The sequence below is a fragment of the Streptomyces sp. NPDC058665 genome, assembly GCF_042714995.1.
Taxonomy (GTDB): Bacteria; Actinomycetota; Actinomycetes; order Streptomycetales; family Streptomycetaceae; genus Streptomyces.
The window spans coordinates 85,567-97,478 of sequence record NZ_JBHXRX010000034.1; the positions used below are offsets into that span (position 1 = coordinate 85,567).

General features: G+C 70.5%; 13 protein-coding genes. 12 read left to right on the forward strand and 1 reads right to left on the reverse strand.

Annotated elements, in window-relative coordinates; all coding sequences use genetic code 11:
- Positions 1–356 precede the first annotated feature (356 nt).
- From ACFWV8_RS22745 to ACFWV8_RS22760, 4 genes are all read left to right on the forward strand, one after another.
- Positions 357–1,010 carry a response regulator transcription factor gene (locus ACFWV8_RS22745; RefSeq protein WP_023538150.1) on the forward strand — a complete coding sequence of 218 codons (654 nt, stop codon included), beginning with the start codon at positions 357–359 and terminating at the stop codon, positions 1,008–1,010.
- Positions 1,011–1,015: 5 nt separating this feature from the next.
- Entirely contained in the window at positions 1,016–2,254 is a 1,239-nt protein-coding gene (locus tag ACFWV8_RS22750; RefSeq protein ID WP_384205326.1) for a sensor histidine kinase, read from the forward strand.
- A gap of 390 nt (positions 2,255–2,644) precedes the next feature.
- Complete coding sequence (locus ACFWV8_RS22755; protein ID WP_023538148.1) at positions 2,645–2,941, forward strand: DUF4193 domain-containing protein; 297 nt, start codon at positions 2,645–2,647, stop codon at positions 2,939–2,941.
- 13 nt (positions 2,942–2,954) lie between these two features.
- On the forward strand, positions 2,955–3,869 hold the full coding sequence (locus ACFWV8_RS22760; RefSeq protein ID WP_384205330.1) for a hypothetical protein: 915 nt from the start codon (positions 2,955–2,957) through the stop codon (positions 3,867–3,869).
- Here the strand turns inward: ACFWV8_RS22760 and ACFWV8_RS22765 are convergent.
- Positions 3,866–4,357: a DUF3093 domain-containing protein gene (locus tag ACFWV8_RS22765; protein WP_384205333.1), complete on the reverse strand. Its 492-nt coding sequence runs from the start codon at positions 4,355–4,357 to the stop codon at positions 3,866–3,868. The genes ACFWV8_RS22760 and ACFWV8_RS22765 overlap by 4 nt on opposite strands.
- 58 nt (positions 4,358–4,415) lie before the next feature.
- On the opposite strand from ACFWV8_RS22765, the gene ACFWV8_RS22770 reads away from it, so the two are divergent.
- The 8 genes from ACFWV8_RS22770 to ACFWV8_RS22805 all read left to right on the forward strand — a co-directional run bounded on the left by ACFWV8_RS22770 (position 4,416) and on the right by ACFWV8_RS22805 (position 11,850).
- Positions 4,416–5,036 carry a PaaI family thioesterase gene (locus ACFWV8_RS22770; protein WP_384205336.1) on the forward strand — a complete coding sequence of 207 codons (621 nt, stop codon included), beginning with the start codon at positions 4,416–4,418 and terminating at the stop codon, positions 5,034–5,036.
- Positions 5,033–5,548, forward strand: a complete 516-nt coding sequence (gene dut / locus ACFWV8_RS22775) for a dUTP diphosphatase (protein WP_384205339.1) — start codon at positions 5,033–5,035, stop codon at positions 5,546–5,548. Before ACFWV8_RS22770 ends, dut begins: the two co-directional genes overlap by 4 nt.
- 1 nt (position 5,549) lies before the next feature.
- Complete coding sequence (locus ACFWV8_RS22780; protein ID WP_329380497.1) at positions 5,550–6,323, forward strand: DUF3710 domain-containing protein; 774 nt, start codon at positions 5,550–5,552, stop codon at positions 6,321–6,323.
- Positions 6,324–6,507: 184 nt separating this feature from the next.
- Positions 6,508–7,245 carry an ABC transporter ATP-binding protein gene (locus ACFWV8_RS22785; protein ID WP_384205343.1) on the forward strand — a complete coding sequence of 246 codons (738 nt, stop codon included), beginning with the start codon at positions 6,508–6,510 and terminating at the stop codon, positions 7,243–7,245.
- A gap of 133 nt (positions 7,246–7,378) precedes the next feature.
- Positions 7,379–9,922: a DUF4118 domain-containing protein gene (locus ACFWV8_RS22790; RefSeq protein WP_384205346.1), complete on the forward strand. Its 2,544-nt coding sequence runs from the start codon at positions 7,379–7,381 to the stop codon at positions 9,920–9,922.
- Between the two features lie 29 nt (positions 9,923–9,951).
- A complete protein-coding gene (locus ACFWV8_RS22795) occupies positions 9,952–10,671 on the forward strand; it encodes a response regulator (protein ID WP_329380490.1) in 720 nt (239 codons plus the stop codon).
- Between the two features lie 33 nt (positions 10,672–10,704).
- A complete protein-coding gene (locus tag ACFWV8_RS22800) occupies positions 10,705–11,091 on the forward strand; it encodes an OB-fold nucleic acid binding domain-containing protein (protein ID WP_189109070.1) in 387 nt (128 codons plus the stop codon).
- Positions 11,092–11,094: 3 nt separating this feature from the next.
- Positions 11,095–11,850, forward strand: coding sequence for a DUF3159 domain-containing protein (locus ACFWV8_RS22805; RefSeq protein WP_384205351.1), 756 nt, complete (start codon positions 11,095–11,097; stop codon positions 11,848–11,850).
- Positions 11,851–11,912 lie beyond the last annotated feature (62 nt).

An 11,912-nucleotide genomic window follows, 5' to 3' on the forward strand; every position in this document is an offset into this window, starting at 1 on the left:
GCGCCCCCTCGGCGTGGGTCGATGGCACGGGGGTGTGCCGGCGTCGTGGTCAAGTGGCACCTGGAAGTGCCGACGGCTGTCGATCACGCACCACTCCCTCTGGGGGACAGAGCGGGTAGTGGCATGCCACGTGAAGGGCGTGATCTCGGGTGTGCACTCGTCATCCCCAGGGCGACTCCACCAGAAACCTCCCCACATTCAAGAATCTTGCGTATTCCTTCCGTATGCCGAGCGGTCGGCATTGTCTTACCGCCGGTTTATGCACGTAGCGGGCAGGATGGGCCCGCACAGCCAGTGCTACGACCTGCCCGGTTCCCCGGTTCTCCGGCGGTGGGCCCTTGAGGAAGGACAGCGACGTGCGCGTACTCGTCGTCGAGGACGAGCAGCTGCTCGCCGATGCGGTGGCCACCGGGCTGCGCCGGGAGGCCATGGCCGTCGACGTCGTGTACGACGGCGCCGCGGCCCTGGAGCGGATCGGTGTCAACGACTACGACGTCGTCGTGCTCGACCGCGACCTCCCCCTGATCCACGGCGACGACGTCTGCCGCAAGATCGTCGAGCTGGGCATGCCCACGCGGGTGCTCATGCTCACGGCGTCCGGCGACGTCAGCGACCGGGTCGAGGGCCTTGAGCTGGGCGCCGACGACTACCTCCCCAAGCCGTTCGCCTTCACCGAGCTGACGGCCCGCGTACGGGCGCTCGGCCGCCGTACGACCGTCCCGCTGCCGCCCGTCCTGGAGCGGTCGGGGATCAAGCTCGACCCGAACCGCCGCGAGGTCTTCCGGGACGGCAAGGAGATCCAGCTCGCGCCGAAGGAGTTCGCCGTCCTCGAAGTGCTGATGCGCAGCGAGGGCGCGGTGGTCTCCGCCGAGCAGCTGCTGGAGAAGGCCTGGGACGAGAACACCGACCCGTTCACCAATGTCGTGCGCGTCACGGTCATGACGCTGCGCCGCAAGCTCGGCGAGCCGCCCGTGATCGTCACCGTGCCCGGCTCCGGTTACCGGATCTGATGCCCGTGGCAACCACCCCGGCGCCGCCCACGGTGCCCCCGAAGCCGACCTGGGACCCGAGGAGGCAGGACCAGCTGCCCTGGGTCCGGCCGACGATCCGGATACGTCTGACGCTGCTGTACGGCGGGATGTTCCTGATCGCCGGGATCCTGCTGCTCTCGATCATCTATCTGCTGGCGGCGCAGGCCATCAACGAGGGCAGCGAGCTGACCCTGAAGGTGACCGGCGTCAATGTCCAGCTGACGAGCCCCACCTGTCCCAGTCTCAACCAGGCGGCCGACAACGACCAGCTGAACAACTCACTCAAGGCGTGCATGGCGGCGCAGCGCCAGCAGGCTCTCGACGATCTGCTCACCCGCTCGCTGTTCGCCCTGACGGGGCTCTCCATCATCGCCTTCGCGTTCGGTTACGCGATGGCCGGCCGCGTCCTGTCGCCCCTTGGCCGGATCACCCGCACCGCCCGCCGCGTGGTCGGCAGCGACCTGGCCCGCAGGATCGAGCTCGACGGCCCGGACGACGAGCTGAAGGAGCTGGCCGACACCTTCGACGAGATGCTGGAGCGCCTGGAGCGGGCCTTCACCGCGCAGCAGCGCTTCGTCGCGAACGCCTCCCACGAACTGCGTACGCCCCTGGCGATCAACCGCACGCTGCTGGAGGTCCAGCTCTCCGACCCGGCGGCGCCCGTGGAGCTCCAGCAGCTCGGCAGGACGCTGCTGGCCACCAACGAACGCAGCGAGCAGCTGGTGGAGGGCCTGCTGCTGCTCGCCCGCAGTGACAACCAGCTCATCGAGCGCAAGCCCGTCGATCTCGCCGAGGTCGCCACCCGCGCGGTCGACCAGACGCGCGCCGAGGCCGAGGCGAAGGGCGTCGAGATCCGCGGCGAGCGGTCACCGGCGGTCGTCCAGGGCAACGGCGTCCTGCTGGAGCGGATCGCGCTCAACCTCGTACAGAACGCCGTCCGCTACAACGTGCGGGAGGCGGGCTGGGTCGAGGTCACGACCACCGTGGAGCACGGTCAGGCGGTGCTGCTGGTGTCGAACACGGGACCGGTCGTTCCCGCGTACGAGATCGACAACATCTTCGAGCCGTTCCGGCGCCTCCGTACGGAGCGGACGGGCAGCGACAAGGGCGTGGGTCTCGGCCTGTCGATCGCCCGCTCGGTCGCGCGGGCCCACGGGGGCCGTATCATCGCGGAGCCCCGCGAGGGAGGCGGGCTCGTGATGCGTGTCACTCTGCCGGTCTGAACTTTCGCTCCTGATCGGAGCGAAGTTCGCTTTGCGCGGAATTTTCGGGAAGCGTTCCCGGTTGGTCCGTGTGTGATCGATCACAGGGGCGAATTCAAGCCTCGCACTCTCTGTGATCAAGCCCCTGACGGAAAGCCGGGAAAATCCGGGTTTCCAGGGGTCGGGATCACGGGAAGTACACGGGGTGGCGCCCGTGAAGTACGACATTCGGACCGTGTACGGTCCGGTTCGCACCCAACGCCGATCACTCGGGAAGAGTCCGGTTGGGTGTCGATTGAGTAACAGACCTTGATGTGAGGCAAAATCTCCGCCTCAGGTCGGGCACAAGTCCGGCCTCTCACGCGTTACGTGCGCTGAGACACCGATGAAACCCAGAGGGGGAGAAGCGACATGGCAACGGATTACGACACCCCACGCAAGACCGATGACGACGTCGATTCCGACAGCCTTGAGGAACTGAAGGCCCGTCGGAACGACAAGTCGACGTCCGCGGTCGACGTGGACGAGTTCGAGCAGGCCGAGGGACTGGAACTGCCCGGGGCCGACCTCTCCAACGAGGAGCTGTCGGTTCGTGTACTGCCCAGGCAGGCCGACGAGTTCACCTGCATGAGCTGCTTCCTCGTCCACCACCGCAGCCAGCTGTCCCGGGAGAAGAACGGTCAGCCGATCTGCCGCGACTGCGACTGAGGAGCGGTCGGTCGTGGCAGGTGACACACCGTCCAGGAAACGGCGTTTCCGGCGCGCGGACGCACCGGAGGCGTACCGGAGCGGCTCGGGCCCGGCAGAAGGCACCAGGCCTGCCGAGCACTCCGCTCTCCTGCCTCAGCCCGGCGTATCCGGCGACGACGGGCGAGGCCTCCAGGCCTCGCTCGCAGCCGCCCGGGGCGACCACGAAGGGCCCGTGACCGGGGTCCGCCGCCTGGGCAAGGTAAGACGGGGCATACAGAAAGGCGGCGCGAGCGCCAGGGCCGGGCTCGCGCACCTCGCCGACCGGATCATCGACAACGCCCCGCGCGTTCCCGTCCGTGATCTGGCCACGCTCCGCAGGCAGTTCCCGGGCCTCGGGCCCGAAGAGCTCGCCGACAAACTCGTCGCGGGCGCGGCGAACAGCAGCTCCACGGTCGGCGCCGGGATCGGTGCGGCCGCGATGATGCCCGTACCGCCCGCGATGCCGGCCGAACTGGCCGCGGAGATCACGGCCGTCGCCGCGATCGAACTCAAACTCATCGCCGAGCTGCACGAGGTCTACGGCCTGCGTCCGCCCGGCAATCTCAAGCAGCGCAGCACCGCGTATCTGACCGCGTGGACCGAGGAGCGCGGCGTCGACATAACGAAACCCGCGACGCTCAACTCGGCACTCTCCGGCCGGATGCGGCGCGAACTGCGCCAGCAGATCATGAAGCGCACGATCCGCAGCCTGCCGAACCTGGTGCCGTTCATGATCGGGGCGGCCGTCGGCGCGATGATGAACCGGCGTGACACCCAGAAGGTCGCCGAGCGCATCCGCAAGGACCTGCGCGCCCGCCAGGTCTCCTGGGACGTCCTGCCCGCGCTGCCGCCTCTTGAGCAGCCCGAGGTGCTGCCCCCTGAGCTCCCCAGGGAACTCGGCCGCTAAGACGTGTGGGCCGTGTCCCGCGATTCGCCCTCACCCTTGCGTACGGCGTCCAGCGCCGCCGCCAGCGCCCTCGGCCTCCGGGTCGACACATAGACGTACGGTGTCGGGTCGGCCGGGTCCGTGACCTCCACCCGCAGCGCCGTCGGGATGTAGCTGCGCAGCAGCATGAAGGCGCGCGGATCGGCCTTGTGCATCCGCCAGGCGCGCGCCTCCTCACCGGCCAGCACCTCCGCCTCGCCGAGGGCCGTCACCGGGATCCGGGCATCGCCCACGACGAGTGAGCCGGCCACCACACGCACGCGCGCGGAGCCGTACGAGCTGACCGCCAGAGCCGCCAGCAGCCCCGCCACGACCACCGCCGCCAGCATCGGCACCGTGCCCAGCGGCAGCACGATGAGACCGCCCGACAGAGCGACGAGCGCGGTGATCACCCACCAGGAACCGGGTGCGGTGAGACGTTCGTCGTAAGGCGCGGCTGAATGCTCCATGGAGCCAAGCTTGGCACGGTGCGACCGGCGGGTAGCCGCGCGGGTAAGGTCTGCGGCTGTGAGTACTGTGCCCTCCGGGGGAAACCGCCCCCGCTCCGCCGCCCGGTCCCCGGCCCTGACGCCTCCGGCCGGCGCGACGGCGCCGGTACGGCACCCGGACGCCCCGGCCCCGGGGGAGCTCCTCGGCTCGCACTACGCGCACTGCTTCGGCTGCGGCGACGAGCAGCCCCACGGTCTGCGTCTGCGGGCCAGGGCCGGCGAGGGCGTCACGATCACGGCCGAGTTCACGGTACGGCCCGCCCACCAGGGCGCCCCCGGCCTCGCGCACGGCGGGGTGCTCGCCACCGCGCTCGACGAGTCGCTCGGCGCACTGCACTGGCTGCTGCGCGTGGTCGCCGTCACCGGCAAGCTGGAGACGGACTTCGTCCGCCCCGTACCCGTCGGCACGGTGCTCTTTCTCGCCGCCGAGGTCACCGCCGTCAGCGGCCGGAAGATCTTCTGCTCCGCCACCGGCCGGCTCGGCGGCCCCGAGGGGCCCGTCGCGCTGCGCGCCGACGCCCTTTTTGTCGAGGTCAAGGTCGACCACTTCATCGACAACGGCCGCCCGGAGGAGATCCGGGCGGCGATGGCCGATCCCGACCAGGTCAGGCGCGCCCGCGCCTTCGAGGTGAACCCATGAGCCGTAAGCCCGTCGACGTGCTGATCCGCCGGACCGACCCGGAGGTGCCGCTCCCCTCGTACGCGCACCCGGGCGACGCCGGCGTCGATCTGGTGACCACCGAGGCCGCCGATCTCGCTCCGGGCGAACGCGCTGTGCTGCCCACCGGGGTTTCCCTCGCGCTGCCCGAGGGGTACGCCGCCTTCGTGCACCCGCGATCCGGGCTGGCCGCCCGCTGCGGAGTGGCCTTGGTGAATGCCCCGGGGACGGTGGATGCCGGGTACCGTGGGGAGATCAAGGTGATCGTGGTCAATCTCGATCCGCGCGGGACGGTGCGGTTCGAGCGGTTCGACCGGATTGCTCAACTGGTCGTCCAGCAGGTCGAGAAGGTGCGCTTCCACGAGGTGGCGGAGCTTCCCGGCTCGGCGCGGGCCGAGGGGGGCTTCGGGTCCACCGGAGGTCATGCCGCGGTGGGCGGTTCACAGGGCGGGAATCGATACGCATCGGTCGTATCCGACCGGGAAGGACAGTGACGTGTTCGGACGTCGCAAGAAGAGCGGTACCGCCGATGACACGGCGGGCGAGGCCGAGCAGGTCGTCGACGACATCGACGCCGATGACACGGAGGCAGGGGCCGAGAAGCCCCGCCGGGTGAATCTTCCCCCGGCCCCCAGGCCCGACGGGCCGTGGGACATCTCCGAGGTCTCCAAGCCCGACGAGGGCCGGGTCGACCTGGGCGGCATCTTCGTGCCCGGGGTCGACGGAATGGAGCTTCGTGTAGAGGTCGCGGGCGACGCGATCGTCGCGGCGACCGTCGTCGTACGCGACAGCGCCGTCCAGCTCCAGGCCTTCGCCGCGCCCAAGAAGGAGGGCATCTGGAGCGAGGTGCGCGAGGAGATCGCCTCGGGCATCACGCAGCAGGGCGGCATCATCGACGAGGTCGAGGGGCCGCTCGGCTGGGAGCTGCGGGCCCAGGTGCCGGTGCAGCTGCCGGACGGCACCGGTGGCGTACAGCTCGTGCGCTTCATCGGGGTCGACGGGCCGCGCTGGTTCCTGCGCGGAGTGATCTCCGGGCAGGGCGCGGTGCAGCCCGACGCCGCCGGGCTGCTGGAGCAGATCTTCCGGGACACCGTCGTCGTCCGTGGCGAGGGCCCGATGGCGCCCCGTGACCCGATCGTCCTGAAGCTGCCGGACGACGCGCAGATGGTGGCCGAGGGCGTTCAGCAGGCCGAGGAGCAGGAAGGTTCCCGCTTCGCCGGTGGCATGGGGCAGCTTCAGCGGGGCCCCGAGATCACCGAGGTGCGCTGACCCGAGGGTCACCCTCTCCGGGGACGCCCGGAGACGCCCCGACATGTGCCGTGGGCCGTACTCCCCTGACGGGAGCGCGGCCCACCGCTGTTCACCGGTGTCCGGGGGCCAGGACCGTTGCCCGGCCGTGTGCGGCGTGCACATACTGACGCCCGGGGGACCGGAACCGTACGGGGGAAGACTCATGACCGAGAGCGTCAGCACCGCCGATGCCGTCGGCGCCGCCGGGACGGTGGAGCCCATGGTGCGGGTGACCGGTCTGCACCGTTCGTACGGCACCGGCGCCGCGGCCGTCCACGCGCTGCGCGGGGTGTCCCTCACCGTGCCGCGCGGGGAGCTGGTCGCGCTCAAGGGCCGCTCGGGCTCGGGCAAGACCACCCTGCTCAACCTCGTCGGGGGCCTCGACTCCCCGGACGAGGGCCGGATCGTCGTCGACGGCACCGACCTCGCCTCGCTCGGCGAGAGCGGCCTGCTCGCCCTGCGCCGCGACCGTATCGGCTTCATCTTCCAGTCCTTCGGACTGCTCCCCGTCCTCACGGCCGCCGAGAACGTCGGCGTACCCCTGCGGCTGCGCAGGGCAGACCCGCGCGAGCGCGAGGAGCGGGTGGCACTGCTGCTCGCCCTCGTCGGCCTCGGCGACCACGCCGCGCAACGGCCCGGCGAGCTCTCCGGCGGCCAGCAGCAGCGCGTGGCCATCGCGCGCGCCCTCGCGAACCGGCCGGCCCTGCTGATCGCCGACGAGCCCACCGGACAGCTCGACGCGGAGACCGGCCTCGCGGTGATGGAACTGCTGCGCGCCGTCGTACGCGGCGAGGGCGTCACCGCGCTCGTGGCCACCCACGACGCCCAGCTCCTCGGCCTCGCCGACCGGGTGGTCGAACTGGCCGACGGCCACCTTGTGGAACACGAGCCAGCGGACTAGGCCCAGGCCCGTCAGAATCGTGTCAAGACGGACCCCGGTGCCGGCTTATGTCCGTTTTGGCGGCATCCTTGGCTGTAGTTTCGGACAAGAGCCGCGAGGGGACGCAGCGGCCCGGTGAGAAGACAATGGGGCCATGGGACGCGGCAAGCTGAGGATCTATCTGGGCGCGGCACCGGGCGTCGGCAAGACGTACGCGATGCTCTCCGAGGCGCACCGGCGCGTCGAGCGCGGCACCGATTGCGTCGTGGCGTTCGTCGAGCACCACAACCGGCCACGCACCGAGGTCATGCTCCAGGGGCTCGAACAGGTCCACCGCCGGGAGCTGCCGCACCGCGGCACCGTCTTCACCGAGATGGACGTCGACGCGGTCATCGAGCGCCACCCCGCCGTCGCTCTGGTGGACGAACTGGCCCACACCAATGTGCCGGGCTCCCGCAACCCCAAACGCTGGCAGGACGTCGAGGAACTGCTCCAGGCCGGCATCGACGTCGTCTCGACCGTCAACATCCAGCACCTGGAGTCACTCGGCGATGTCGTCGAGTCGATAACCGGCGTACGGCAGCGGGAGACCGTCCCCGACGAGATGGTCCGACGGGCGGATCAGATCGAGCTGGTCGACATGTCGCCCCAGGCGCTGCGCCGCCGGATGGCGCACGGCAACATCTACCAGCCCGACAAGGTCAACGCCGCGCTCTCGCACTACTTCCGCCCCGGCAACCTCACCGCCCTGCGTGAGCTCGCCCTGCTCTGGACCGCCGACCGGGTCGACGAGTACCTCCAGCAGTACCGCGGCGAGCACAACATCCGCACCACCTGGCAGGCCCGTGAGCGCATCGCCGTCGGCCTCACCGGCGGCCCCGAGGGCCGTACCCTCATCCGCCGCGCCGCCCGCATGGCCGCCAAGGGCTCCGGCGGCGAGATCCTCGCCGTCTACATCGCCCGCAGCGACGGCCTCACCTCCGCGTCGCCCAAGGAACTGGCCGTCCAGCGCAAGCTCGTCGAAGACCTCGGCGGCACCTTCCACCACGTCATCGGGGACGACGTGCCCTCGGCGCTGCTGGAGTTCGCACGCGGCGTCAACGCCTCCCAGATCGTGCTCGGCTCCAGCCGGCGCAAGGCCTGGCAGTACATCTTCGGGCCCGGCGTCGGCGCCACCGTCGCCCGTGAGTCCGGCCCCGACCTCGACGTCCACATCGTCACCCACGAAGAGGTCGCGAAGGGCCGCGGACTGCCCGTCGCGCACGGGGCCCGCCTCGGCCGCTCCCGGATAATCTCCGGCTGGCTGGCCGGCGTCGTCGCCCCCGTCCTGCTGACGCTGCTGCTCACCGCCCTGGACGACACCCTGGGCCTGGCCAACGACGTCCTGCTCTTCCTCTTCCTGACCGTCCTCGCCGCGCTCCTGGGCGGACTGCGCCCGGCCCTCGCGTCGGCCGCCGTGGGCTCGCTCCTGCTGAACTTCTACTTCACCCCGCCGACCCACACCCTCACCGTCCAGGACCCCAGGAACATCGTCGCCATCGTGATCTTCTTCGCGGTGGCCGTCTCCGTGGCCTCCGTGGTCGACCTCGCGGCCCGCCGCACCCATCAGGCGGCCAGACTCCGGGCCGAGTCCGAGATCCTGTCCTTCCTGGCCGGCAGTGTGCTGCGCGGGGAGACGACGCTGGACGCCCTGCTGGAACGTGTACGCGAGACGTTCTCCATGGAGTCCGTGGCACTGCTGGAGCGCACCAGTGACGTCGACCCGTGGACCTGCGCGGGCAGCGTCGGGCCCCGGCCCGTCGTCCGCCCCGACGAGGCGGACGTCGACATGCCCGTCGGAGACCACATGGCGCTGGCGCTCTCCGGCCGGGTGCTGCCCGCCGAGGACCGCAGGGTGCTCTCCGCCTTCGCCGCCCAGGCCGCCGTCGTCCTCGACCGCCAGCGGCTCGTCGGCGAGGCCGAGGACGCCCGCAGGCTCGCCGAGGGCAACCGGATACGCACGGCCCTGCTCGCCGCCGTCAGCCACGACCTGCGTACCCCGCTCGCCGCCATCAAGGCCGCCGTCACCTCGCTCCGCTCCGACGACGTCGAATGGTCCGACGAGGACCACGCCGAACTCCTCGAAGGCATCGAGAACGGCGCTGACCGCCTCGACCACCTCGTGGGCAACCTCCTCGACATGTCGCGGCTCCAGACCGGCACCGTCACCCCGCTCATCCGCGTGATCGACCTCGACGAGGTCGTCCCCATGGCCCTCGGAGGCGTACCCGAGGGCAGCGTCGTCCTGGACATCCCCGAGTCCCTGCCGATGGTCGCCGTCGACCCCGGCCTGCTGGAGCGCGCGGTGGCCAACATCGTCGAGAACGCCGTCAAGTACAGCCCCGACGGCACCCGCGTCACCGTCGCGGCCAGCTCACTCGGCGCCCGCGTACAGGTACGCGTCGTGGACCGCGGCCCCGGCGTCCCCGACGAGGCCAAGGAACGCATCTTCGAGCCCTTTCAGCGCCACGGGGACGCCCCGCGCGGAGCGGGCGTCGGCCTCGGGCTCGCCGTCGCCCGCGGCTTCGTGGACGCCATGGACGGCACCCTCACCGCCGAGGACACCCCCGGCGGCGGACTCACCATGGTCCTCGATCTCACGGCCGTACCGGGCCTCGCGCCCACCGGCCCCGAACTACCCGCCCACGTCGTCTCATGACCGGCGGCACAGCAGAAAGGCAGGCCACCATGGCTCCCGCCACGGGAGACTCCCGAGGGCCCGTGAGGGTGCTCGTGGTCGACGACGAGCCGCAGATCGTGCGCGCGCTCGTGATCAACCTGAAGGCCCGCAAGTACGAGGTCGACGCCGCCGCCGACGGCGCGAGCGCCCTGGAACTCGCCGCCGCCCGCCACCCCGACGTCGTCGTGCTCGACCTCGGACTGCCCGACATGGACGGCGTCGAGGTCATCAGGGGCCTGCGCGGCTGGACCCGCGTACCGATCCTGGTACTTTCCGCGCGCCAGACCTCCGACGAGAAGGTCGAGGCGCTGGACGCCGGCGCCGACGACTACGTCACCAAGCCCTTCGGCATGGACGAGCTCCTCGCCCGGCTGCGCGCGGCCGTCCGCCGCGCCGAGCCCGTCGGCTCCGGCGACGACGACAGCGTCGCGATGGTCGAGACGGAGGGCTTCACCGTCGACCTCGTGGCCAAGAAGGTGAACCGGGAGGGCCGCGACGTACGGCTCACCCCGACCGAGTGGCACCTGCTGGAGGTCCTCGTACGCAACACCGGCCGCCTCGTCAGCCAGAAACAGCTCCTCCAGGAGGTCTGGGGGCCCTCCTACGGCACGGAGACCAACTATCTGCGCGTCTACATGGCCCAACTCCGCCGCAAGCTGGAGGCGGACCCCTCGCACCCCAGGCACTTCGTCACCGAGCCCGGCATGGGCTACCGGTTCGACCGATGATCCGGGCACCGCGGACCCCGGTACGCTTCAGCCATGAGTGCTGAGAAGCCGACCGGCCGCTTCCGCCGGATGCTCGACCGGCTCTCCAGCTCCCAGGAGGATCTGGAGTCCGAGGAGCTGCGGGAGGACGCGCAGGCCTCGGGCTGCACACGGATCAGTGACTGTGGCGACCGCCAGATCGTCAAGGTGACTGGTACGTTGCGGACGGTCACCCTGCGTCCGCGGGCCGGCGTGCCCGCGCTGGAGGCGGAGCTGTTCGACGGCACCGCGCCGCTGGACGTGGTGTGGCTGGGACGGCGCTCCATCGCGGGCATAGAACCGGGCCGCAAGCTCATCGCATCAGGCCGGATCTCCATGAGCCACGGCCGTAGGGTGCTGTTCAACCCCAAATACGAACTCCGACCGCTCGGACAGGAGTAGCCGGTGACGTCAATCGACAAGCCCGCGACGACAGACCCCAACGTGTCTTCCCGTGCGCCCGAGGGCGCCGACCCGCAGACCGACGCAGAGGCCAGGGCCGTGACCGAGGCCGCGCTCTTCGAGGCGTTCGGCGGCGTACGCGGAATGGTGGAGACGGTCGTCCCCGGACTGCTCTTCGTCACGATCTTCACGATCAACAAGGACCTGCACGTCTCGGCCATCGCCGCGCTCGCGGTCTCGCTGCTCCTGGTCGCGGTCCGGCTGATCCGCCGCGACACCGTGAAGCACGCCTTCAGCGGCGTCTTCGGGGTCGCCTTCGGCGTGGTCTTCGCGATGATGACCGGCAACGCGAAGGACTTCTATCTGCCCGGCATGCTGTACACGCTGGGGCTGGCCGTCGCGTACATCGGCACCAGCGTCGCGGGTGTGCCGCTCATCGGGCTGATCCTGGGGCCGGTCTTCAAGGAGAACCTGTCCTGGCGTACGCGGAACCCGGGGCGCAAGTCGGCGTACACGAAGGCGAGTTACGCGTGGGGGTTCATCCTCCTCGCGAAGTGCGCGATCCTCTTCCCGCTGTACTGGTGGGCGGACACGACGCAGCTGGGCTGGGTACTGGTGTCCCTGAAGATCCCGCCGTTCCTGCTGGCGGTCTATCTGACGTGGGTATTCCTGGCGAAGGCCCCGGCACCGATTGACGTCTTCGCCGAGATGGAGGCGGAGGAGGAGGCGGAGCGCGCTTCGCGGGAGCAGCAGGGGTAGCTGGGTTGCGGTCGGTGTCCGGGTGCCGCTCCGGGGTCATGCCCGGACGGCGTGATTTACGC